The organism is Gilliamella sp. wkB112 (genome assembly GCF_001690685.1).
GTDB classification, from domain to species: Bacteria; Pseudomonadota; Gammaproteobacteria; order Enterobacterales; family Orbaceae; genus Gilliamella; species Gilliamella apicola_J.
Window position 1 is genome coordinate 112,088 of the sequence record NZ_LZGL01000009.1, and the last position, 23,234, is coordinate 135,321.

Consider the following 23,234-nt stretch of genomic DNA (forward strand, 5'->3'; position numbering starts at 1 on the left):
AATAAAATTTTGAAAAAGAATTTTTTAAATAAGTTTAATCTAAGCCATTAATGCCGTCAAAATAAGTTATGTTATGAATATTATTAAATTACTATTTAAAATTTACTAAAATATCTTGCCAACTTTGTTCTAACTTAGCATTAATAATTATTGGATTACTGGTAATAGGATGAGTAACTTTAAGGGAACTTGCATGCAACATAAGCCGCTTAATACCAAAATACTTAGCAAATGCTCGATTCTGATGCAAATCTCCATGTTTGCTATCACCAATAATAGGATGAAAAATATGCTTCATATGGCGACGTAATTGATGTTTACGTCCGGTTTGAGGTTTTAATTCTACTAGGCTATATCTGGCGGTTGCAAATTTACCTACTTTGATAGGGACTTCGATTTTACTTAATCCCCGATAAAATGATACCGCTTCTTGAGCAGATTTATTTTTATTAGCAAATTTATCGGCAATTTTATCTAACTCTTCCACTAATGGATAATCGATTATCGCTTCGCCATCAACATAGCCACGGACTATTGCATGATAAGTTTTTTCAATCTGTTTAGACGCAAATTGAGTAGACAACAAACGGGCTATTTCACTAGAAAGAGCAAATAATAAAACTCCTGAAGTAGGACGGTCGAGACGATGCACAGGGAATACATGTTGCCCAATTTGATCTCGTAAAGTTTGCATAACAACTATGCTTTCATTTTTATCTAACCAACTGCGATGAACTAACCAACCAGCCGGTTTATTCATTGCAATTAAGTCATTATCTTGATAAAGAATTTCAAACACAATTTTGCTTAAATAAATTATAAAAAGAGTTTTTTAAGTTCAGTAGCAATACTAGCACTATTATTATCACCGATGACATAATTAGCATGCGCCTTCACTTCGGCATCTGCATTCCCCATCGCAATTCCAAGTCCGGCAATTGTTAACATACTTATATCGTTATAACTATCGCCAAAAGCAACTATTTCGCTTAACTCTATCTGTTCATGTTCTGCCCAGTGTTTTAAACCATTTCCTTTGGTATTACCTTTTACCGCAATATCAGCTCGGTTAGACCATGACCATTCACACGAAAACATATTTTCAGCATCGACAACTGCAGAAAATTTACGTAACGCAGGTAGATCATGACTACTAGTTGCAAATTTGAAAATTGCATTTGCCTCATCAATGACAGTTTCAAAGTTATCCACTTTTTTAACTTCTGGTTGTAAAAATTTTGGTAGCGAGTGAACCCACTTAAAAAATCCTTCAAGATGATCATCAAGCACTTCATAGTTCATGAACTTATCAGTATAAATCATATTATGCACACCATATTCTCTAACAAGCTTCAATAGGCATTTAGCTTGTTCTTTTGTCATAGGTTTGGCGGCAAGAGTAGCTTGTTTTTCAAAATCATAAAGATAAGAACCATTACAACAAATTGCTGGTGTTGCTAGTTTCAACTGATAATAGTATGGATAAATTACCGAATGATGGCGACCAGATACTAAAATAACTTTTACACCTTTGGCACTAATTTTTTCGATTACATCTATTGTTTCCGGTAAAACAAGACGATTACTGGCCAGTAATGTACCATCCATGTCAAAAGCCACCGCTTTATATTTCATATAACCCCTCGTGCTTCGTATTTATTTATATTTAAAACAACTTGGTATCGAATACATTAAATTTCTCTAGAAATACTCGATACTAAAATTCAATTTTCTGACGCCCCACAAATGAGTGCGACAATGTAGTGCCATCAACCATTTCCAGTTCGCCCCCTACCGGAACTCCATGTGCTATACGTGTAGCTATAACATTATATTCTGCGCACATTTGAGCAATATAATTAGCTGTGGCATCACCTTCTACTGTGGGGTTAGTCGCTAAAATAACTTCATTAATGGATTCAGAAGATAATCGATGTTTAAGCAGATCCAAACCAATATCACTTGGACCAATACCATCTAAAGGTGAAAGATGACCAAGTAATACGAAATAACGTCCACTATACTGCCCAGTTTGTTCAATAGCAACAATATCTGCTGGCGTTTCAACTATACATAATTGACCACTTTGTTGGCGACGAACATTATTACAGATATTACAAATTTCTTGTTCTGTAAAGGTGCGACATTCTTTGCAATGACCTATATTAAGCATTGCTTCATGTAACACATGTGCTAATTGAATGCCTTCTTGGCGATTACGTTGTAATAATTGAAAGGCCATTCGTTGAGCCGATTTTGGTCCAACACCAGGTAAACAGCGTAGAGCTTCCATAAGTGATTCTAATAATGGGCTGATTTGCATGAAACGATTTTTTTCCACTATAATTTTATTATTCTGTAATAATACCTTGTTTCAATATTCTATAAAACAAGAAATACTCTATTGTTTTAATTTAATTATACTTATTTAGAATAGAAGCCAAGAAATATTAATTTTTATATAACCAAATAATTTCAGATTATAAATGAATTAATTATATTAATAACAAACTGTTTTCAAAATTCAACGCTTTTTTAAAGGTAAACTTTTGGGTTCTTCATTTTTGAACAATCGCATAATATTACTGCTATGACGGATGATAATTAAACATGACAACATAGCAACTGGCAAAGTAAGTTCTGGTTTAAACAAATATACATAAAATGGTGCCAAGAGGAAACCAACAATTGCAGCAACAGATGAATAACCAGTAACTAATAATACAATTAACCAAGTAACAATAAAGCAACCTGTGAAATCAAGGCCAATCGGCATCATCATACCTAAGGCAGTAGCAACGCCTTTTCCACCTCGAAAATGAAAGAAGCAAGGGAAAATGTGACCTAAACAAGCGGCGATTCCAATAATACCTAAAAAGAAAGGTGCAATGCCTAAGCGATAAGCAATATAAACGGGTATAGTACCTTTAAGCATATCAAAAATTAGTACAATAACAGCTGGCAATTTACCATTAATCCGTAGCATATTGGTGGCACCGGGATTATGTGAGCCACATTCTGAAGGGTTAGATAGATGCATCATACGACTAACAATCATTGCACCAGAAAGAGAACCACAAAGATAGGCGATGATGATCATCATCACTATGTATAATGTCAAAATAACCTCACTTCATAAAGTTAATTTACTTTCGGTTAATAACTATTATTGATAACAGTCTACGCAGTTTAACATAAAAAAATAACTTTAGTCATTAATCATACTATTACCTAAACCAAGCTAAACTGCCACTTCTTCATTTTAATAATCGCTTAAATAACTAGCATTATGATTATTTTTGTTTTTCTAATATTGGTTTTAAATATTGACCAGTATAAGATATTTTCGATTTAATCAGTTCTTCAGGAGTGCCCTCAGCTATAATTTCACCACCGCCATCACCACCTTCAGGCCCCAAATCTATAATCCAATCGGCAGTTTTTACTACATCTAAATTGTGCTCAATGACTACAATAGTATTGCCTTTATCACGAAGAGAATGTAATTGTGTAAGCAATTGTTTAACATCAGCAAAATGTAAACCTGTTGTAGGCTCATCTAAAATGTACAAGGTACTGCCTGTATCACGTTTAGATAATTCTTTAGCAAGTTTAACCCGTTGTGCCTCACCACCGGATAATGTGGTTGCCGATTGTCCGATGGTTATATAAGAAAGGCCTACATCAATTAGTGTTTGCAATTTACGTGCAATCATAGGTACCGCATCAAAAAACTCCCGACCGTCTTCAACCGTCATATTAAGAATTTCGTTAATTGATTTCCCTTTGTATTTAATTTCCAGAGTTTCACGATTATAACGAGCCCCATGGCATTGATCACAAGGTACATAGATATCCGGCAAAAAGTGCATTTCGACTTTAATTAAACCATCACCTTGACAGGCTTCACAACGACCACCTTTCACATTAAAACTAAAGCGACCTGGATTATAACCTCGAGCCCTAGATTCAGGTACACCAGCATATAATTCACGGATAGATGTAAAAAATCCAGTATAAGTAGCAGGATTAGATCGTGGAGTGCGGCCTATTGGACTTTGATCAATAGCAATAACTTTATCAAAAAAACTGAGTCCCTTAATTGCTTTGTATGGCGCAATTTCAGTTTTTTCTGCCCCATTTAATTCATTTTGAGCTAAAGGATAAAGAGTATCATTAATTAGTGTCGATTTGCCAGAGCCAGATACACCTGTAATGCAGGTGAATAAACCTACAGGAATATTTAATGTAACATCTTTTAGATTATTTCCAGTTGCACCAATTAATGACAACATTCGCTTTTTATCAACTTTATTTCGATTTTTAGGAATATCAATCTTTTGTTGACCAGATAAATATTGGCCAGTCAAAGATTGTTTACAATCCATAATCTGTTTAGGTGTACCTTGAGCAATCACTTCACCACCATGCACTCCAGCTCCGGGTCCAATATCGATGACATAATCAGCTGCCAGAATAGCTTCTTCATCATGCTCAACTACAATGACTGTATTACCTAAATCACGCAAATGGGTTAAGGTATTAATCAAACGACTGTTATCACGTTGATGTAAACCAATTGAAGGTTCATCTAATACATACATCACACCAACGAGCCCAGCACCGATTTGACTAGCCAAACGGATACGTTGGGCTTCACCACCAGAAAGAGTTTCAGCTGAACGGGATAAGGTTAAATAATTTAGTCCAACATTAATTAAAAATTGTAATCGATCATTAATTTCTTTTAAGATTTTTTCAGCAATTTGTGCTCGTTGCCCAGTAAGTTGTAATTTATCAAAAAAAGTTTTAGCTTGTTGAGTACTTAAATCACTAATGGTTGGTAGATTAGTATCATTAATAAACACATGCCGAGCAGTAGTACATAATCTCGAACCACTGCAAGTTGGACAAGGACGATTACTGATAAATTTAGCTAACTCTTCACGAACTGTTTGGGATTCAGTTTCTTTGTAACGACGAGTTAAATTATTAACAATCCCTTCAAATGGGTGTTTGCGTTTCACTACATCACCGCGATCATTTGTATAAACAAACTCAATTTCAGTATTACCAGAACCATTTAGTAAAATGTCTTTTATTTTTTCAGGCAATTTTTCATATGGTAGATCAATATCAAACTTATAATGATCAGCTAGTGATTTTAACATCTGAAAATAATAAAAATTACGACGATCCCAACCCTTAATCGCCCCAGCAGCAAGTGAAACTTCAGGCATTAACACTATGCGTTTAGGATCAAAATATTGTTGCACACCTAAACCATCACATTCTGGGCAAGCACCCGCAGGATTATTAAATGAAAATAGTCGTGGTTCAAGTTCAGAAATACTATAGCCACATATAGGACAAGCAAAATTAGCCGAAAATAACTGTTCTTCTGCTTTAGGATCATCCAAGTTAGCTACTTTAATAATACCATTGGTTATGGCTAATGCAGTTTCTATCGATTCGGCTAACCGTAATTTAAGATCGTCACGAATACGAAAACGGTCAACTACAACTTCAATAGTATGTTTTTTTTGTAATTCAAGCGTAGGGGGATCGGAAAGATCATATACATCCCCATCAACTCTTACGCGAATATAACCACTAGCTGCTAGCTGTTCAAATAACTTAACAAACTCCCCCTTACGTTCAGTTACCACTGGTGCAAGAAGCATATAACGGTTTTCGTTAGGTAATGCCATTATGCTATCGACCATTTGTGATACTGTCTGCGCAGCCAAAGGTAAATTATGATTTGGGCAACGTGGTTCCCCTATTCTAGCAAAAAGTAAACGCAGATAATCATATATTTCAGTGATAGTTCCCACTGTTGAACGAGGATTATGTGAAGTCGATTTTTGTTCAATTGATATCGCCGGTGATAACCCTTCAATATGATCAACATCTGGTTTTTCCATCAAGGATAAGAATTGACGAGCATAAGGTGACAGAGACTCTACATAACGTCGTTGCCCTTCTGCATATAGTGTATCAAATGCCAATGAAGACTTACCTGAACCAGAAAGCCCAGTAATTACTACTAATTTATCTCGAGGAATAATTACATTTATATTTTTTAAATTGTGCGTTCTCGCACCACGAATATCGATATCTTTAATTGACATGAATCTCTTCTTAAGTATTTTTTTAGACAATTTAAATGACAGATTAACTGTATATTATACCAGTATTAAATATCTAAATACACTATTATGTATTTGAAAATATTTTGCCTTGTTTTTACACTAAAACGTATAGCTTACCTGAAACATCTTTACAAAATAAAATAACTATAAACGTGACTAAGTTTTTACTATTAATAATGCGAAAACAATTGTAGATAAGGATTGTAAGATTCTGTTGATATTACGAATATTAATAGCAACAATCATTATCAACTGTTGCTATTAAAATAAATTAATTAATTAATTTTGGTGTAGCAGCTAGAGGAATGATTGCCCCACGGTATTGAATAACTGTTCCTGCAACTATATGACCTTGTTCTGCCGATTGAGACGGATTTTTGCCAGTCAATCTTGCACCTAAATAACCAGCACTAAACGAATCTCCAGCCGACGTAGTATCAACGATTTGTTCTTTAGCTATTTTATTAGCAGGAACATCAAAACGTCCGTCAACTGATTCAATAATGCAACTATCGCTACCACGTTTGATAACTATTTCCGTCACACCAAAACCTTTAGTTCTTTCGATCACCTGTTCATAAGGTAATTTACCCCACAACAAATCTTCATCATCTAAAGTCAAAAAGGCAATATCTGTGTATGAAAGTATATCTGCATAAACACTACGAGCCAAATCTAAGCTACTCCATAATCGCGGCCGGAAGTTATTATCAAAAATAACTTTACCACCATTAGTTTTAACCGCTTTTAGTACATCAAGTAATTTAAGGATACTTTCTGCATCAAGAATTGCAATACTAATGCCACTTAGATAAACATAATCACACTGTACAATTTGCTGTACAATTTTATCAGTTTCAGCTGTTTTTAACCAAAATTTAGCTGCAGCATCATTACGCCAATAGTAAAACGAACGCTCACCTTGTTCATCAGTCACAATAGAATATAGTCCTGGCATTTTATCAGACATTCTTTGTACTAAATCAGTTGAAATATGCTCGTTTTGCCAACTATCAAGCATTTCTTGACTAAAAGGATCTGTTCCTAAACCAGTCACATAATGAATTGAAAAGTCTTTATCCCGTAATAAACGAGATAAATAAACTGAAGTATTAAGTGTATCACCACCAAAACTGCGTGTAGTTGAATCTGGTTTAATTGACAGTTCAATCATACATTCGCCAATTATAGCGATTTTCGTCGTCATGTTTTTACCTATTATCCTTGCTTTAATTATAAATAATCCAATGCGATTTTTACCACAACTTTGCGTACAGTTGCAATTTTATCATCAACAGCACAAAGTGGTTTATGAACTTCATGAGGTAAAAATACAATAAAATCGTTTGCATGTAATACTAACATAGTTTCTTCTTTGGGCGTCTCAACAAAAGCAATATCATTGTCAGTTAGTTTGTCATCTAATACTTTTGTATACGGTGGTAAGGTACTAATTGCCATACCCTCCTCACCGACTAATACAATTTGCACATCTATATATTTGTTATGATATTCTGGATTTGCTTCATGGATATGGCGGGAAGTGCTGTCGGACACCATAAAAAATATGTTATTACCATCAATCTCATACCGACCAACAGGGGTATTACTATTTACGTTATTTTTTACATATTCAATAGATTGCTTTATTTTGGTGGGTAAATACGGGACTAATCCCAAATAATTGATATTACCTAAAATCATACTTCAATATCCTTAACATACAAATTGACGGACTAACTAATAATGTTATTCGTTTTGCATATAGCAAGTAAGAAACAATTAACTCTATAATAAGTATATACTTAAGTTATGATTTTTTATAGATCAATTGTCAAAGAAGATTTGGTTATTAATGACTAATTATTAGTGCCCAGCTACTTTAGAAAATAAATTAATAATAACCACACCAAACATAATAAACCCCATGCCAATTAACGCGGCTAGATCTAATGTTTGTTTAAAGAACAACCAAGCAATTAGACTAATTAGTATAATTCCAATTCCTGACCAAATCGCATAAGCAATACCTACAGGTATAGTTTTTAAAGCTAATGAAAGTGTATAAAATGATGCACTATAACCAATAATAGTTATGACGGAAAACACTAGATTGGTAAAACCATTTGAAAGTTTCAATGAAGAAGTTGCAATAACCTCGCAAATAATAGCAAAAAAAAGTAATAAATAGGAATTCATCTTTTATCCACAATTGTTAAAAATATAATTTAAACTTTACCTACCCCAAAAGCAACCTTAAGTAAATCTATATCGATTACCTCTGATTAAATATTATAAATTAACGTTATTTTTATTAACCAATACAGCTAAGAATATTATAGTATATTTATATTAACCATTAATTATTTGGAAAATTAAAAATGAAAGATGAAAAATTAGAGTTATTATTTATTCCATCACTAATCAGTTTAATTATAAATGAACAAGAAAAAAAGGGACGCCAATTAACTTTAATTGAATTGGAGCTTCTCAGAGATAATGCAACATGCATAGCTTTACCAAAGTCTGAAAGTAAACAAATTATAGAATCTAGAGGCTATAGAGATATAAATCCCGAAAATCTATGGAACGAATATCTTGAATATTTAACAAATGATAATTTATAAAAATTACTTTATTTATAAGAAAATTTGAATTTGGTTACATTAAAAATGTTCAGGCGCAAAATATACAAATCACATGGTCATTGCCTGATGCAAGGATAAATACTGTTATTAGGCAAAATAAATGTTAAATATTGAGTTCATTAAGTAATTATATTAAGATGTACTCATCAATTCTAGAGTATAGTAATAACTGGGAACGTTATGAATACTGGATATTTAATAGATCATATTAGAACAACGAAGGCAAATAGTCCTTTAATGGCTCAATACCTAAATGCAGTATTGTTATTATTATCTAATCCAAACTATAAAATTGACATTCATATAAAAGGCGCTTGCTGGAATAAAACAGATGAAACAGCTTCTAATCATATTAAAGAAATAACCGCAGGAATCCCAATTGAAAATGAGATAGATTGGTCGTTATATGATTCATATCCAGGTTTTTCTCCTAAATACACAGCGAAAAATATACTAAATTGTAAAGTCCACATATGTGAGACTAAAACACCGAAAGATCACGCAAAGATTATTGTAATAAAAATAAATGGGGAAATTTGTTTTTATATGCTTGGGTCGAGTAATTTTTCTTATTCTACTTACTGTGATAAAAATAGAAAAATTGGCGAAGCTGATATAGCTTTTATTAAAGCTGGAAAAGAAACTAACAATCTGATTAAACACCATATTTCAAATAATAATAATCATGAAATGTCGTGGCTAATTAGTACGTTATTATTAGATGATGAACGTCCGAATTACAATGACGGAATAGAACCAGAATTTGAATTAGAACCATCACCAATCCCGAAAGAAATCACAAGCAGCGTTTCTTATGATTCGAAAATAGATTTCGATAAATGGTTTGAAAACGATTTTATGGCTGTTAGGGATGAGTGATAATTAAGAATAGAATCTATAATTAAAACAACAAGAAGCAACACTCATGCTTCATACTAACAATCAAATCATCTAATATAAAACAGGCTTATTAAATTTAACTGGTGAGTTCAATAATGTATCCAAAATTGTAACGTGACCGAGGTATAAATAGATACCTTTTACCATTATAAAGAACTGGTTAATAAAGTTGGACTGGACTCACTCATCACAAAAAAACGAACATCAAATTATATCTTTTAAGTTCTGTTGTTGTATTCATCTTTCAAAACTTTGTAAAAAAAGAGAGCTAAATCCCTTTTATAGAAGATATTTATATTTTTCTATTTGGACTACTTTATTTTCTTTCATTGGATTGTTTTCATTTATTTTTTTTACGTTCTCCTCAATCTCATAATTTTCAAGAAGAACTCTCATACGCCTTTGATCAACTAAAACTAACTTAATTTCACTATCAATAACAATACAAGATATTATGATCCCAGTTTTATCCGAAGATGCTTTATTATGTTGCTGTAAATCTGCTAAATATTTGGGTATATATGCATAATAGCACTGTAAAAATTCTGGTCTTTCCCTAAAATCTGCTAATACTTGCTGTAAACATTCTAAAGCTATTTTTTCATTCATTAAGCCGTCAATGTTCACAGGATATTCTCCACTATCTAATATCTCAATTTTATCTTGATTAATATCATAAAAACAATTAAATTTAGGTCTGCTCTGTAACCAATTCTTTACTTCTTCGTAACTAAACCACATATTTTCACCAATTTGGAGCGGTTTAGGCATTTTAATAGTTTCATCTTTGAGCCATATTTTAATTGTTGATTCATCACAACCTAGAGCTACGGCAAGATCTGAAAAGCTAATCGTTTCTAGTGGTCCTGTAAAGTCAAATAATGTTTTAATAGTCATAAAAAAACTCCACAAAAAAACTACATAATTAATAGAATATAATATCCTAATACAGAAACATTACTAGATTTTTTTCACAATATCACGCCTCAATTCACCAATTCAAATCTCTTACTGATATATTGAGCATTATCAAAAGTAGCTCTAATAATATTTTTATTAGTATGAGTAAGTAATATTAAATCTTGATCAAATTTTAAACTTTCATTTAAATTGTAGCGGTAATTGTTCTTAATCCGTACGCAACCAATTTATCTTTAAAACCTGTTTGCTTCAGCATTGAATTTACTGCTTCTGTGCGAGTGTGCTTAGTTTTATCATTTAAATATTTTCAATTTATAAAAAAATATTCAACATTTGGCGATGTAATATTTTTCATCTTTTGAAGTATTGTTAATGCTTATTTTGATAATGGCGCAATATGCTCATGTCGCATCTTCATATTACTAGCTAGCATCGTCCAAATCACATTATTTAAATCAATATCTATCCATCTAGCTGTTGCTGCTTGGCTAGGTCTTACCATTGTAATTAATTGAAAATAAGCAAGATTTTTTGTTTGTTGTGTAGCAGGATAATTATTAATTGTTTTTAATATAACGGGTAAATTTTCTGGTGGTAATGTTGGCATATTTTTAGAGCGCGGGGAATCGTCTGTTTATTACTAACCACCAAGAAAAACCACGGAATCTGGATAATAAAAACGCATACAAATATATCCAATTTAGCCCAATTTGGTTCAAGTACTTTTTTAGAGTATTACCTTTATTCTTTAAGGATTGTTAATGATTTGAAAAGGATTTTAGTTAAAGAAGTGGTGGGTTGTGAGGGGATCTGATTGCTATATTAACCAATTGATTTAAATAAACATTATTCAATTTATATTTTTACTGTATAACATTCAATATAACATAAAATCGTTTTAATATATTAAAATCATTATCAAATTATTAGTAATATTCATCAATGACTAACTTAAAGATTAAAAGGAAAAGTTTATTTTTGTGATTTTACAGCACTAACAACACTAACAAAATTAATTATTAATAATCAATAAATTAACCTTGTGTTATTATAGTGTTGTATGTTATTAATAACATGGTAGTATTTAATAAATTTTTATAAATCGAAAGGTGATAAAATGAAAAAAATAGGAATAACTAAATTTTGTGAATTAATGGTTGAAAGTGCAAACAATGCAACGCCTTTTATTTTATTTACTGTTGCTAGTATAGTCTTATACGATAAAAAACCAATTTTAGATACTGCGATTACTCTCATTGGGACTAATATTTTTCTATGGTGTGTATGGTCGGTGCCAACTATAAAAAAAATAATACTAGAAGATGACGATAAAATAACTAGGGCAGTTGTTTTTATTAGTATTTTATCTATAATTTTTTTGGCGCTAATAGCAACGATATCATTATCATAACTCAATACCCTTAAACTCGTCTAACGCTTGTTTTTGTGCATCGGTTAGATTGATATCGACTTCGCCGTACTCAAGTAAGTAAGTGCCGAATGACATCAGGAAAGCGACCGCAGGGTCAATCTTGTTGGCTGCTTTCTTTTTATTGGGCTTAATATTGGCATTCGCATCGGTTTCCATCACTACATTACCTACCGCCCAAGAAAGAGCCTGATCGCCATTGTGTTTAATTCGTTTACGGCTTATAAATATCTCGACAGTTTTTGAAGTTGGGCTATATCGTGCATAAGTTTGGGAAAATGTGATGCGGCGCGCGATAATTATCGTTTAAATTAATTGATAATTAACCACGCCGTTTGTTTCTATATTTGAAAATGAATTACAAATTTTATGGTTTTTCTGGAAAAATTACATTTATATTAGATGTATCAATTCTAGTTAACAGAATTCGATATTTTTTCCATTGTTTTAATTGGGTTTCTTCATCATCTTTTTGTATACCTAAATCAATTGTGTCTTGAAGCACTGCTATTTTATTGTTAGCTTCACTTATTAGTGAATTTTTAATAGCTTGAGCTTGTGCAATAGTAGCTTCATTCTCAGCATCTTTATCTTTCACCCATTTTTCACCGTTCCACTTACAAAACTCGAACGGCTCTAATAAAGTAAAACCGTCTTTTATTTTGCCGAGATAATCAATCTTGACTGATTCCTGAGTTTCTACATTATAAGCTGTTTTATTGCGATTATCTTCGACTAGAACCCATTTACCGTTATACTCGCACGGTATATAACCATCTTTGAACTCTGGAGCTATTCGTAGTGCATTATCTGGCGGTAATGTGTAGTCATTAGCTACAAGTGAATAAGTATATGGCCTATACTTGTTTTCTTTGTCAAATTGATTATTAAAATAATAATTAATCATGGTTGTTTCCTTTTTGTTTTTACCTACTCAACAAGGGTACTTAGGTGCTTAAACGCCTAAATATATAGATGGAGTGCCGCCTTGATTCAGCACTGTATTTTCTGGTCCAGTACGTGTTACTCGTGATAAATCGAACCCCATTTTTGTGCTAACCCCTAACTCATATGGAATGTATTTTGCAATAGATGAATTAGTGCCATTTTCATAAAAAGGACCATGGCTCCCCCAACAAACACCTGTATCTGCACCAGCCATGCCATCCATGCCGAATCCACCAACGATATTGGGAATAGCAGCCTCTTCAACACTACCAACTTGTCTAGTAGTTCCATTAACAGCTCGTTCAAAATAGCCTCGACCATCGGACGCAAATGCTGTTGGTACATTGATATATTGTTGACTGTTAATAACTTTAATTATGATTTTATAATCTTCTTTGTAGTTTGCCGATAAACTATTTAATGCTCGGCCTTGCGGTGAATCTAGTACATAGTTGTCTCCATTTCTAAAATACCATCCAAACGGAAGTTCGGATGCTCTAAATGCCATTAGTTTTTGTTCTCCGATAATGTATGGTTTTTCCGCTCCCGCGACCATTAAATCCCAAAATTCATTATTTGCGGGATTTATGTCTTTTACATTTTTTCTAGCTATCCAGCTTGAACCATTGAATCCAACAACATCATCTTTTGTATATTGAGTTGAACGGGTATATTCACCACACCAGTTAAATCTAATGTTTCCCAAGTTAATAGTTGCCATTTTTAACCTCTCTCTTTTTATATAAACATCAATAAATCTTTATCATTAACAATAAATTCACACCCACCTGGTGCAATTATCCATTCTAGAAATTCCGAAAGGTGTAGCGTTTTGTTATCTATATTTCCCACTGTTTCTAAAATCAGTTTCGCACCATCTTTTTTGAAACCATAAAATTGAGTAGCAACACTTTGCGCTATTTGTTTAATACTCTCAATTTTAGCTATAAATTCGTTCGAATTTTCGATGACGAGCCACGGTTTACCATTGTTCATTTCATCAATAACATTAGTTTCTTGTGGGACTTGATGTGGTAGATTGCCTGCCCAAGCATAATATTTTTTTGTTTGTTTATCATAGATAATTTCATTACGTGTATTGAGAATACAGCCCTCGCTAAAATTACCTATTGATTCATAACCAATCTGGGCTTCTTTTAATTCATTTATTTGTTTCTGTAGCTTATTGTCTGAATTATCAACATATTTTTTATTAGTTACGTCAGTCTCATTTGTGGGATTCTCAACATTTTCAATACGTTGATGTTTTGCATCAAATGCTTGATTCTCTTTTGAGAATGATAGAGTTAGATTTAATGTAGAATTTATATCAGAAACTTTTTTATTAATTTCCCCAACTTTCTTTTTTAAATATTGAGTTCTGTTTGCTAATCCAATGTGTGGTTTATTAGCTATACCTCGTGTGCCACCACCAACACGATCTTTACGTTGGATTAAATATATTCCTTCATCCCATTTTTCTTCTTCAACTAAATTTTCCATTATTTTTCCTCTTAATCTGCGAATTATGCAAATTCGTATCGTTCGTCATATGCAATTTCATCGTCGTATAAAATATCGATGAAATCATTGAAGTGTATTATTCTGCCAAATAGTCCGAATTCTGACTTTGGATTTTTTTTAAAATCCGGTAATAACTGCAATGTTGTTTCTACATTTGAAAATTCTGATTTGTCATCAATTAAGTTTATAAATTCAATTGGATCTAGTGACAATCTATACAATTCAATATTGATTGGTTTATCTTCTACAATGTTTTTCCCTTCATAACGTAATGAGAAGTCATGTGGTTCATTATTTAAAATACTAATACCATTGAAACCCGAATAATCGTATTCAATTAGTAATGATTGTGACTTGGGCTTTGTAATAAATGAAATTAATCCCTCTTTACCATCAACGATATAATCAATATTTTCATTCAGATTTTGGATGAAAATGTCTCTAACATTTTGATGTTGTAAACAGATTGTCATTCCTTGCTTTATATTTTTAAATTGTTCTTCAGCCCAACCTTGAGATTTCGAAATAGACTGGCCACGTAGTAATAATTCTAAATTATCTGATGAACGATCAAACCAATTGGCGGTAATATTACCACCAATAAAAGTTACAAATCGCTTATCATTAATTAAACTACCACCTATACTGCGTTTACTATATTGTTCTTCAAATTCAAAATTTAATTTTAGTGATGAAACATCACCAATCCAACGCCATTTTTTATCTATACCATAAGGTGATAAATAAACTTTGCCTTGTCCGTAGTAGTATTCACTTTGATTAGACATTATTGATTCTCCGCGGTAACATGGCCTTCAGGAAGTGTTGAAATAAATTTATGTAATGACTCATATCCATCTCGGATACTGTATAAAGTTAAGATGTGTAAATCATCATAAAGATGATCCTCATTGGAGGAATAAGGTAATACTATAATGGTATCTGTTGTATTAATTTTCCACAGAATCTCTTTAGTATAATAGTCAGAAATTTCTATTCTATATATCGTACCTTCTTCATGACCGACATTACCAGATAAACAATCAATTAACTGATCAGCCTGCAGAACTCTGTCACGATGTGAAAACGTAAAGATATAATTATCAGCTTCATCAATCAAATCGGGGTACAATATATCATTTATTTTTATATTTGCGGGTAAATACGGACGTATTTGTCTATGTGACATCTCAATACTTTCGATTGGTGCAATATCTTGATTTAATACCCCCGCATTTGTTTGTGTTAATAATTTGACATGAACTTTTTCACCTGAAATATATTCAATACCATCTTGATCCAATATATTCATAAAAAAACGAATTTTAGAGCCGGATTTGTGTTTACTTGGCAATGAGTCGAAACAGCCACGACCAACTTTAATTGTTTTATTTTCAATTGCATCAATGCGCATGAATTCGTCATTAATTAAAATTCCTTCACCAATACTTGGTCGATAATCAGACTCAATTTCAAATTTTGTTGTTAGTTTTTCAATCTCATTTATTAGTGTAGCGGACGGAGTCCAATCGCCTTGGTTTTGTGTGACAAATTCAGCACCCGATGCGCAAGATTGCAGAATATAATTAATTGATGCCGGAGTCGGTGCCGATGCCATAACACCAACATATCCTGAAGACTGTTTTACATAATTTAGATCCGCAGCACTCAGTGTTGACACAAGAACTGCATACGGTAATTCAATCAGCTGTACATCATTAACAGCTCGTATTGAGTTATCTGGCTCTACCCATTCACTTGTTTGGTGCGATGTACTGTACGATGTTGATGACAAACTAAAAACATCCTGAACTCCAGTAATCAATAAAGAACCATCACTTTGTTCTTCTATTTTTCCCACGCGCAATATCATATTTTCAATATCGCGATCGGGTAGTGATACGCGAAAACATGATGCTGGCTCCAATATGCCACCGCGCCTATCAAATTTAATGATTAAACGCTTAATACCCGCCGCACTCATTTCTAAATCGCGTTCAGCTAGTCTAGCCGCCAATTCCTGTGTCGGTACCGCTTTATATTCAACTGAATTACTAATCAAACCGACTTGTTGAATCGATGCTAGATTTTGTGCTCGAACAGTGGCATCTTCATGAGTAACCGGATTATGATATGTAACAACGATTTCATTATACGACGCGTCGCTACTCGCACTATCATCGTCTTGCACTGATAAAATACCGTTATCGTATGTGAACAGTGGTAACTTATCTGGATCATAATCATTACGAATCAGTTTTAATTTTAATTTTCCGGTTGATAAATCTGCATATTGCGCTGCACCAATATGATCTAAAATTTGTTGTATAAACGTTTGCAGCTGATCTTGGCGATTATATCGAAAACACAAACCGAATTTTTCCGCAAATAGTTTATCTGCAGCTGTTTTATAACTATCAATATCAATTCCATCCCAGCCTAAACCCAATCCCCAATCGCGGCTGGTTGCGCACTCAACCAAAATATGTGCTGCATTCATCGCATGTATATTACGAATATTATTATTAAGCGCTGCACGTAATTCAGCAATTTTTCGTTGTCGTTCTTCTTCTTTTCGTTTTTGTTCTTCTAATTCTTTTTTAATTTCTTCTTTAGTTTTATTTTTATTTGGAATACCAATTGTTGTGTGCAGTTCATTTAACGAACCATATCGGCTTTCGATTTCGGCATCTATTCCCGTTATTTCTGATACATCATCGCGCAGTAAAATCAAACATTTTTCTGGATACCATACATTATTTTTATCCCAACCTTTTGTTGTTCGACGAACTCGATATGACCATGGTTTTGGTGATGCACTATAACAACTTATTAATCCCGAATAGAATGTTGTAACTAACCCACGAAAACCTGGAATCAATCCTTTTAAAATACTACGTAGATTATTTGTTGGAACTTGGTTTGGTTCACCCATTAATATTTCCAAACTACCTTTGATTCCTCCCTCACCGCCAGTGTCTTCGCCACCAAATAAATTAGGCTTGTTAATATCAATAGAACATGAAGAATTTGCTTCATTTTCAGTACATAGCAATACAATTTTTTTATCAGCAGTAATTGCAACAATAGAATTAATTGGGCCTCGACCTAAACTACAGAACAAATCCCACGAGTAACGATATCCTACAGTGACTTTTTTCTTCTTAGAACCCATCTGCGACCATTCCTGTTTTTGCAATATTGATAATATGTAGCGCTAGTGCATCGCCTGTTTTTAATAATATTTCTTCTTCAATATACCCATCATGAATAAAAGCATCGAGATCAAGATTGTAACGTTTAAAAAATTCACGTAATCCCCATGCACAGCCGCCTCCAGCCCGAATATGTTCCATTGTTATTTTCATAATTAATGCTCCAATTACTTACGAATTGCACTATAACGATAGTTGCCATACCCCAGTACAAACCAATCCGCCGTCCAGCAGTCGCCGAAAAACACGCATTGGGGAGTACCTTCATCAGGTATAGGCATATTCCAATCTTCTTCGGTTGCTGCTGTTGGACGATTGCTTTTCGGTTGTTTTGCAGTAACTCGTGCAATGACATAACTGGCAACAATAACAGCAACAAATTTAGCAACAGCCCACCACATAAAATTCCTCCTAAAATAGTTTGATGATTGTGAACGGTGAAACGCCCGGAATATGCGGTTGACCACCATAATTCAAATGATTTTTGAATTTTTCATCACATGTTTTGATTGTTTTGTCACACCCCGGATACAAATTAATTTTCATTCCCTTTTGCAAACCTTGAGTGCCGCCCAGAATACCTATCACGTTATTAACATGTGCTTTCAATCCACGTAGTTCTTGAATACCATCAATATGAAAATCCATGTATCCACCAGAAAAATAGCCATCATTTATATTAGAAAGATTGACGGTTATATTTGCTCCATTTAAAGCGATAATTTCGATATCCGCGACTTTATAGTTTTCTTGTCGAATCCGGCAATTGTGGTCATACAGTGCATAGGGACATGAACGCCCGTACGTCAACCGTAGTCCACTGCGCTCAAACGAACTGGCAACACTCGTAGTAATGAGTTTTGCTCTTTCAATTGATTCGCGTTTGACTTCTTGAATTTTTCCAACCCAAATAACCCTAAATTCATTGTCATTTTCGTGGAATTGATACATTTTGATTACAACGGGTTTTGTTGGTGGAATGCCACGAAATAAACGGACTACGTCAGATGTTGACGGTAATGTAATTTCGAGGTTATTTCCGGTACCAATACTAATACCTGTGTTGCTGATTGCATCACTTGTCCACGTTACTCCATTAAAATCAATATCTCTATCAGCATTGGTATAGCGATAGTATTTTTGTTCATTACGAATAAACTCATATAACGTTATTGGTTTGCCATTGTTTGTTGAATACTCAAATTGATTCCAGTTCATCACGAACTCCTCGAAAACTGCATGTTATATTTGCCAAACCATCCGCGTCTGTTACATGTTCCCAGCTGACAGCATCATTATTTAAACGGCATAATGTTAAAAATGAGACTGACAAAATATCTTCAGCATTTACATTAATTGATTCATTTAGTAATAAACGTTCAATTTCATCAGAAACTACAGCAACGAGTTCAATTCGACGATATAGCGCATTACCATTACATAAATTGATAACAATATCTTTTCGACCAAACATTAGACCGACTTCATTAAATCCAGTGTTTTCAACTTCAAGAACGCGACCGTCAACAGTTATGACATTAAAATCACTGGCTTGGCTTGATATCCAAATGTTTTTTTGACAACCATTCAGATAATAAAATAGTTTGCGTAACTGTATTTGCTCATTTCGTTCAGTCAGAAACCAACGAAATTCTGTTACAAAAAATGGTAATTTTGCTGTATCTAATCGTTTTGGAATGCCTGAACCGTTGTCTAATTCAAATAAAACACGCTCATATCGGCATTTGAGAGATTCAGACCAATCAGGCTGAATATTGAGTACTGGAAAGTGTCGGTAAGTTGGCAAAAATGAAATATCGTTACTAAATGCGTTATGCTCACTAATTCGGAAACGAATTTGCGCACTTAATAGGTCATCATTATGCCGTGTAAGTTCTGGCATATCTGTTAATACAGCTAATCGAACAGGATAAATATATGCTCCCGCAAAAAACTGAGTTTTAACTGGATTAACTAATGTGATTGAATTTTCATTTACAGCTGCGACTTCTAGTAATGCTGTTTGATTAACAATGTTAATCTCACTTTTAATTAACACTTTATTGCCAACTACAAAATCACGACCAACTGTGTTACACGGGAGAACTGTAGCACCTGAATTAACATCATCATCGAGATAGGTGACATCGGTATAAACAGGAAAATACCAAGAATTACCACCCATGAACGCCAATCTATTTTCAAATCGTGAACGCTCATTACCATTAATTAGAATTGAAAATTCAAAAGTTCGGCGTGGTGATAATCGCCTTGTAATGCGTTGTTCAGCGCCTGAATAGGATTGTAAAATATCGGTTTTCCACTCTAATACTTCAGTTATGCCATTAGTCCAATCAGGTTCAGCTAGCCATAAAAATATATTTTTCATGATAATACCTGCTTTAACGTTGGTGCGTTAGCATGAATCCACGTCATTAATGCTCTTGAGCCATCAACAGAACTAATGCCTGACTTCATCATCTCACCGCTATCAAGCACAAGTGTTTGCTGAATTACGGGAGCCGATTGAGCTTGATTTGTTGTGCGAGATGATGAATTTTCATCAGATATATTTTGTGCCTTCGGACTGCTGGCATTTGAAACTAAACCACCAGTTGCATAACGATGTAATCGTCCCGTGTTGATTGCATGAAGATAATCAACCCCATATTTTTTAACGGATTCCGCTTTAACAACATATTCTCCGTTAGATAGTTTTGCCGGAATCGAGTCAGACGTTGATGTTCCGGCACCAGTAATATAACCACCAGTTGCCGCGGCTACTGCCGCGGCTCCCATAGCAGAACTACCTGCATTTGCACTTGCCGCAGTAATCATTGCTGCGCTAATAATTTCACCTGCTGCTGTACCTGCTGTAATCATTGATGCTGAAATCGTTTCTGCACCAATTCCTGCCGACATCGATATCGACTCACCCATTAATCCTGCACCAGTTGCGCTACTTGTTGCAATAGCTGTTTCCATTAGTCCTGCTGAAGCAGCAGCACTTGCATTATCAACTGCGGCATCAGTAGCAGCACCAAATAACGAACTACCTAAATTGGATAGTCCATTCATTGCCATATCTGCTAAACCTTTTGACGCTACTTGCGCCATTGACGATAAAATACTTTGCGCTAGATTTTGTAGGGCATCTTTTAATTCAAATGTGCCTTTTGCTAAAGAATCGAGACTACCTTGGATACCGCTTTGCAATCCGCTTTTAAATGCATTTGTTAGTGCATCAGTAGTCTTATTTAGTTCTGCAATTTGTAGCTGAAGTGTCGCAAGTGCTTTCTGTGCATTTTCACCTGCTTGTCCTGGTAATTCAGTCATAGCTTGCAGGGTAGGTAAATACTCTGCAAGTTCTTGCGCTGTCTGTTTGTGTAAATCGACTAATTGGCTTTGCGCTTCAACTTGGGTAATTAAACCACTAGTTACTTGTGCTTGAATACTCTGTTCTTTCGTTGATTGACGTGATTGTGCTTGCTGAATTTTGGTTGTGATTTCATTCAGATTAGCTTCAGCTTTTTTGAGGGGCAAAATTTGGTCGATTAAATCGATACCTTCTTTATTTCCCGTTTTCTTAAACTGGGCTAATAGATTGTTATACCATTGTTCAATGGTATCATCACTTGCCTTTGTACCAAGTAATAGTTCATTTAACTGTTGCTGTAGTGATAAATTGGTTTTGTCATTTGATAATGTAAAATCAGTTTTTTTGTTATGTTTTGCTGCGTTTTTCGCGTCAACTTGTTTTGCAAGTTCAATGGCTCTGTCTTTTTCTGCTTGTGATGCATTTTTATATTGTCCTTCATTAATTTCATGCATCACACGTTGTAGCTCTGTAGTTAACTTAAGTGATTTTTCAACCCCTTTATTATATTCTTGAATTCCTTTATCAGTGATATTTTTAACATCTTTATCATATTGACCGCCAGAAAATGATTTACCGTCTTTTGAGGTAACACCTTGTGCTTTCAAATCGTTACGACCCTTTTCATTAGCCCACAAAGCTTCATATTTTTTCCGTAAATCATCAACTGCATTTGCTTGTTTCTCTGCATCAGTTAAATTTTGTTTATGAAGTTCATGTAATTCCTTTTGAGCAATAATCGCTTTTTCATTTATTACACTTTCATTACGTTTATACTCGGCCTCTTTTTGCAACTTATCTCTTTCTGCATATTTCTGTTGTAAATCTTTTTCAAAGGATTCATTCCAATCCATTGAACCACCAATAAAGGTGTATATTCCTTGCTTTTTAGCTTGTTCTAATTTTGTGATCTCTTCATCTAAGGTAGACAACCCCAAGTTTAATTTCAATTCTGTTTTTAATGAATTTCCAAGGTCAGTCACACCATTTCTAAAACTTTGCCAAGCCGATTCTAACCAATTCAATTGTTCTTTCATTTTATTGGCACTAACTTCCATTTCGTTTGCATATTTTCCTGTAGCAAGCGCAATGGCCTCCTCTGTTTTTCCTTGTTCTTCCAATGCAGCAATGTGTTGATAAGTTGCCAAATCTAAAAAGTGATATTGTTTATTTGCTTCAGTAGACCAACTTGTAACAGAATCTTGTATACCTTTAAATTCCTGAACAGTTTCTTCGGCAGATTTACCTGTAACAGCAGACATATAAGCTGACGCTTTAGCAATATTTTCAATTGCTTTTTCAGATAACTGACCAGTCGCAGTAAGTTCTGCAATAATAGATCGTGTTTCACTGTAATTATGATTAATTTTACCTATACGCTGTGACATTTGTTCCAGACCACTTGCTGTCGTTCCTGCGTAACCGCTTGTTGAAATAAGAGATTTATTGAAATGATCTTGTTCTGACGAAATACTAGATAAAACCTTAGCGATTCCATATACCACACCAACAAAACCAACAGCAGATAAAGTAGCTGCACTAAATAATGGTGGTAGCCTTCCAGTCATATTGCCAATATTAAATAATGAATTTCCTGCTGAAGCAAAATTACCACTGGCCAATTGCCTGATCATACTGGCAATGCTACGACGCGCACCTTTCGTATTTAAATCTAATCTCTTAGTGCCTTCATTAAGCGAATCAACCGTTGATAATGCTGCTCGTTGATTATTGATTTTCCCGAGATAATCATCAAATGTATCGTTATCTATCACGCCCGCTTTTTTTGATTTTCTTAATTTGCTTTCTAATTCATCTAAACGGCTTAAACCTTTAGTAGCTGGATCGATACTAGCAAGTAATTTATCTAAACCTTGTCGCAGTTTTTCAACTTCTTTTTGATGCTCTTTCGCAGCTTTAGCCGCGGCTTCCTGCGCTTTTTCTTCAGCCTTTTCTTTTTTTAATAATTCAATAATAGTACGTTGGCCGCGGTTCATTGCGTCAGTCTGTTTTTCATAGACGCTTTTTAATTCCTCACCGACGTCATGAATATTTTTTTTTGCACGATTCACGTCAGCCGTGAACTTCATTGCAATATTCATATCGTTATTAGCCATT

General features: G+C 34.0%; 23 protein-coding genes and 1 pseudogene. 3 read left to right on the forward strand and 21 right to left on the reverse strand.

Translation table 11 applies throughout. The annotated features are described in order from the left end of the window. Window positions 1-91 precede the first annotated feature (91 nt). The 8 genes from truC to A9G12_RS02880 form a co-directional block, all read right to left on the reverse strand. On the reverse strand, window positions 92-799 hold the full coding sequence (gene truC / locus A9G12_RS02845) for a tRNA pseudouridine(65) synthase TruC (RefSeq protein WP_065564357.1): 708 nt from the start codon (window positions 797-799) through the stop codon (window positions 92-94). A 17-nt stretch (window positions 800-816) separates the two neighbouring features. Beyond that, window positions 817-1,635, reverse strand: coding sequence for a pyridoxal phosphatase (locus A9G12_RS02850; RefSeq protein WP_065564358.1), 819 nt, complete (start codon window positions 1,633-1,635; stop codon window positions 817-819). An 82-nt stretch (window positions 1,636-1,717) separates the two neighbouring features. Next, complete coding sequence (recR, locus tag A9G12_RS02855; RefSeq protein ID WP_065564359.1) at window positions 1,718-2,323, reverse strand: recombination mediator RecR; 606 nt, start codon at window positions 2,321-2,323, stop codon at window positions 1,718-1,720. 201 nt (window positions 2,324-2,524) lie between these two features. Next, window positions 2,525-3,121: a glycerol-3-phosphate 1-O-acyltransferase PlsY gene (gene plsY / locus A9G12_RS02860; RefSeq protein ID WP_065564360.1), complete on the reverse strand. Its 597-nt coding sequence runs from the start codon at window positions 3,119-3,121 to the stop codon at window positions 2,525-2,527. A gap of 172 nt (window positions 3,122-3,293) precedes the next feature. Beyond that, window positions 3,294-6,128 carry an excinuclease ABC subunit UvrA gene (gene uvrA, locus A9G12_RS02865; protein ID WP_141674106.1) on the reverse strand — a complete coding sequence of 945 codons (2,835 nt, stop codon included), beginning with the start codon at window positions 6,126-6,128 and terminating at the stop codon, window positions 3,294-3,296. A gap of 298 nt (window positions 6,129-6,426) precedes the next feature. Continuing rightward, window positions 6,427-7,362, reverse strand: a complete 936-nt coding sequence (locus A9G12_RS02870) for a sugar kinase (protein WP_065564362.1) — start codon at window positions 7,360-7,362, stop codon at window positions 6,427-6,429. Window positions 7,363-7,388: 26 nt separating this feature from the next. Next, entirely contained in the window at window positions 7,389-7,859 is a 471-nt protein-coding gene (locus tag A9G12_RS02875; protein ID WP_065564363.1) for a YhcH/YjgK/YiaL family protein, read from the reverse strand. A gap of 162 nt (window positions 7,860-8,021) precedes the next feature. Beyond that, the gene (locus A9G12_RS02880; protein ID WP_065564364.1) at window positions 8,022-8,354 is read right to left on the reverse strand and encodes a DMT family transporter; all 333 of its coding nucleotides are present in this window, start codon (window positions 8,352-8,354) and stop codon (window positions 8,022-8,024) included. A gap of 182 nt (window positions 8,355-8,536) precedes the next feature. Here A9G12_RS02880 and A9G12_RS02885 point away from each other — a divergent pair, with 182 nt between their 5' ends. After that, window positions 8,537-8,782, forward strand: coding sequence for a hypothetical protein (locus A9G12_RS02885; protein WP_065564365.1), 246 nt, complete (start codon window positions 8,537-8,539; stop codon window positions 8,780-8,782). Between the two features lie 201 nt (window positions 8,783-8,983). Continuing rightward, window positions 8,984-9,682, forward strand: a complete 699-nt coding sequence (locus A9G12_RS02890) for a hypothetical protein (protein WP_065564366.1) — start codon at window positions 8,984-8,986, stop codon at window positions 9,680-9,682. Window positions 9,683-9,982: 300 nt separating this feature from the next. Here the strand turns inward: A9G12_RS02890 and A9G12_RS02895 are convergent, their stop codons facing one another. Both A9G12_RS02895 and A9G12_RS02900 read right to left on the reverse strand, forming a co-directional pair. Further along, on the reverse strand, window positions 9,983-10,600 hold the full coding sequence (locus tag A9G12_RS02895; protein ID WP_065564367.1) for a helix-turn-helix transcriptional regulator: 618 nt from the start codon (window positions 10,598-10,600) through the stop codon (window positions 9,983-9,985). A 400-nt stretch (window positions 10,601-11,000) separates the two neighbouring features. Continuing rightward, the gene (locus A9G12_RS02900; RefSeq protein ID WP_065564368.1) at window positions 11,001-11,231 is read right to left on the reverse strand and encodes a tyrosine-type recombinase/integrase; all 231 of its coding nucleotides are present in this window, start codon (window positions 11,229-11,231) and stop codon (window positions 11,001-11,003) included. A 510-nt stretch (window positions 11,232-11,741) separates the two neighbouring features. Between A9G12_RS02900 and A9G12_RS02905 the strand changes: the two genes are divergently transcribed. Then, window positions 11,742-12,035 carry a hypothetical protein gene (locus A9G12_RS02905; RefSeq protein ID WP_065564369.1) on the forward strand — a complete coding sequence of 98 codons (294 nt, stop codon included), beginning with the start codon at window positions 11,742-11,744 and terminating at the stop codon, window positions 12,033-12,035. On the opposite strand, the pseudogene A9G12_RS12020 reads toward A9G12_RS02905, so the two are convergent. The 11 genes and pseudogenes from A9G12_RS12020 to A9G12_RS02960 all read right to left on the reverse strand — a co-directional run. Beyond that, window positions 12,030-12,332 (reverse strand): annotated as a pseudogene (locus tag A9G12_RS12020) (terminase TerL endonuclease subunit); the annotation flags it as partial. The gene A9G12_RS02905 and the pseudogene A9G12_RS12020 overlap by 6 nt on opposite strands. 88 nt (window positions 12,333-12,420) lie before the next feature. Further along, complete coding sequence (locus A9G12_RS02915; protein ID WP_065564371.1) at window positions 12,421-12,960, reverse strand: tail fiber assembly protein; 540 nt, start codon at window positions 12,958-12,960, stop codon at window positions 12,421-12,423. Between the two features lie 48 nt (window positions 12,961-13,008). After that, window positions 13,009-13,722 carry a hypothetical protein gene (locus A9G12_RS02920; RefSeq protein WP_081299635.1) on the reverse strand — a complete coding sequence of 238 codons (714 nt, stop codon included), beginning with the start codon at window positions 13,720-13,722 and terminating at the stop codon, window positions 13,009-13,011. A gap of 17 nt (window positions 13,723-13,739) precedes the next feature. Beyond that, the gene (locus A9G12_RS02925) at window positions 13,740-14,504 is read right to left on the reverse strand and encodes a hypothetical protein (protein ID WP_065564372.1); all 765 of its coding nucleotides are present in this window, start codon (window positions 14,502-14,504) and stop codon (window positions 13,740-13,742) included. A 23-nt stretch (window positions 14,505-14,527) separates the two neighbouring features. Continuing rightward, the gene (locus A9G12_RS02930) at window positions 14,528-15,313 is read right to left on the reverse strand and encodes a hypothetical protein (protein WP_065564373.1); all 786 of its coding nucleotides are present in this window, start codon (window positions 15,311-15,313) and stop codon (window positions 14,528-14,530) included. Continuing rightward, complete coding sequence (locus tag A9G12_RS02935; RefSeq protein ID WP_065564374.1) at window positions 15,313-17,700, reverse strand: phage tail protein; 2,388 nt, start codon at window positions 17,698-17,700, stop codon at window positions 15,313-15,315. The genes A9G12_RS02930 and A9G12_RS02935 overlap by 1 nt, the downstream gene beginning before the upstream one ends. Then, window positions 17,690-17,893, reverse strand: coding sequence for a hypothetical protein (locus A9G12_RS02940; protein WP_065564375.1), 204 nt, complete (start codon window positions 17,891-17,893; stop codon window positions 17,690-17,692). Before A9G12_RS02940 ends, A9G12_RS02935 begins: the two co-directional genes overlap by 11 nt. 14 nt (window positions 17,894-17,907) lie before the next feature. Continuing rightward, window positions 17,908-18,141, reverse strand: a complete 234-nt coding sequence (locus A9G12_RS02945) for a hypothetical protein (RefSeq protein WP_065564376.1) — start codon at window positions 18,139-18,141, stop codon at window positions 17,908-17,910. A 10-nt stretch (window positions 18,142-18,151) separates the two neighbouring features. Beyond that, window positions 18,152-18,958, reverse strand: a complete 807-nt coding sequence (locus tag A9G12_RS02950) for a phage BR0599 family protein (protein ID WP_065564377.1) — start codon at window positions 18,956-18,958, stop codon at window positions 18,152-18,154. Continuing rightward, the gene (locus tag A9G12_RS02955; protein WP_065564378.1) at window positions 18,939-20,129 is read right to left on the reverse strand and encodes a hypothetical protein; all 1,191 of its coding nucleotides are present in this window, start codon (window positions 20,127-20,129) and stop codon (window positions 18,939-18,941) included. Before A9G12_RS02955 ends, A9G12_RS02950 begins: the two co-directional genes overlap by 20 nt. After that, window positions 20,126-23,233, reverse strand: coding sequence for a phage tail length tape measure family protein (locus tag A9G12_RS02960; RefSeq protein WP_065564379.1), 3,108 nt, complete (start codon window positions 23,231-23,233; stop codon window positions 20,126-20,128). The genes A9G12_RS02955 and A9G12_RS02960 overlap by 4 nt, the downstream gene beginning before the upstream one ends. Window position 23,234 lies beyond the last annotated feature (1 nt).

Bases quoted from the DNA above. Each gene is read 5' to 3' on its own strand.
- A9G12_RS02930 (WP_065564373.1), bottom strand. From the start codon at position 15,313: ATGTCTAATCAAAGTGAATACTACTACGGACAAGGCAAAGTTTATTTA.
- A9G12_RS02890 (WP_065564366.1), top strand. From the start codon at position 8,984: ATGAATACTGGATATTTAATAGATCATATTAGAACAACGAAGGCAAAT.
- A9G12_RS02880 (WP_065564364.1), bottom strand. From the start codon at position 8,354: ATGAATTCCTATTTATTACTTTTTTTTGCTATTATTTGCGAGGTTATT.
- A9G12_RS02905 (WP_065564369.1), top strand. From the start codon at position 11,742: ATGAAAAAAATAGGAATAACTAAATTTTGTGAATTAATGGTTGAAAGT.
- A9G12_RS02925 (WP_065564372.1), bottom strand. From the start codon at position 14,504: ATGGAAAATTTAGTTGAAGAAGAAAAATGGGATGAAGGAATATATTTA.
- A9G12_RS02960 (WP_065564379.1), bottom strand. From the start codon at position 23,233: ATGGCTAATAACGATATGAATATTGCAATGAAGTTCACGGCTGACGTG.
- A9G12_RS02950 (WP_065564377.1), bottom strand. From the start codon at position 18,958: ATGAACTGGAATCAATTTGAGTATTCAACAAACAATGGCAAACCAATA.
- A9G12_RS02850 (WP_065564358.1), bottom strand. From the start codon at position 1,635: ATGAAATATAAAGCGGTGGCTTTTGACATGGATGGTACATTACTGGCC.
- A9G12_RS02870 (WP_065564362.1), bottom strand. From the start codon at position 7,362: ATGACGACGAAAATCGCTATAATTGGCGAATGTATGATTGAACTGTCA.
- A9G12_RS02920 (WP_081299635.1), bottom strand. From the start codon at position 13,722: ATGGCAACTATTAACTTGGGAAACATTAGATTTAACTGGTGTGGTGAA.
- recR (WP_065564359.1), bottom strand. From the start codon at position 2,323: ATGCAAATCAGCCCATTATTAGAATCACTTATGGAAGCTCTACGCTGT.
- A9G12_RS02900 (WP_065564368.1), bottom strand. From the start codon at position 11,231: ATGCCAACATTACCACCAGAAAATTTACCCGTTATATTAAAAACAATT.
- A9G12_RS02945 (WP_065564376.1), bottom strand. From the start codon at position 18,141: ATGTGGTGGGCTGTTGCTAAATTTGTTGCTGTTATTGTTGCCAGTTAT.
- A9G12_RS02875 (WP_065564363.1), bottom strand. From the start codon at position 7,859: ATGATTTTAGGTAATATCAATTATTTGGGATTAGTCCCGTATTTACCC.
- A9G12_RS02940 (WP_065564375.1), bottom strand. From the start codon at position 17,893: ATGAAAATAACAATGGAACATATTCGGGCTGGAGGCGGCTGTGCATGG.
- A9G12_RS02955 (WP_065564378.1), bottom strand. From the start codon at position 20,129: ATGAAAAATATATTTTTATGGCTAGCTGAACCTGATTGGACTAATGGC.
- A9G12_RS02895 (WP_065564367.1), bottom strand. From the start codon at position 10,600: ATGACTATTAAAACATTATTTGACTTTACAGGACCACTAGAAACGATT.
- A9G12_RS02935 (WP_065564374.1), bottom strand. From the start codon at position 17,700: ATGGGTTCTAAGAAGAAAAAAGTCACTGTAGGATATCGTTACTCGTGG.
- A9G12_RS02915 (WP_065564371.1), bottom strand. From the start codon at position 12,960: ATGATTAATTATTATTTTAATAATCAATTTGACAAAGAAAACAAGTAT.
- A9G12_RS02885 (WP_065564365.1), top strand. From the start codon at position 8,537: ATGAAAGATGAAAAATTAGAGTTATTATTTATTCCATCACTAATCAGT.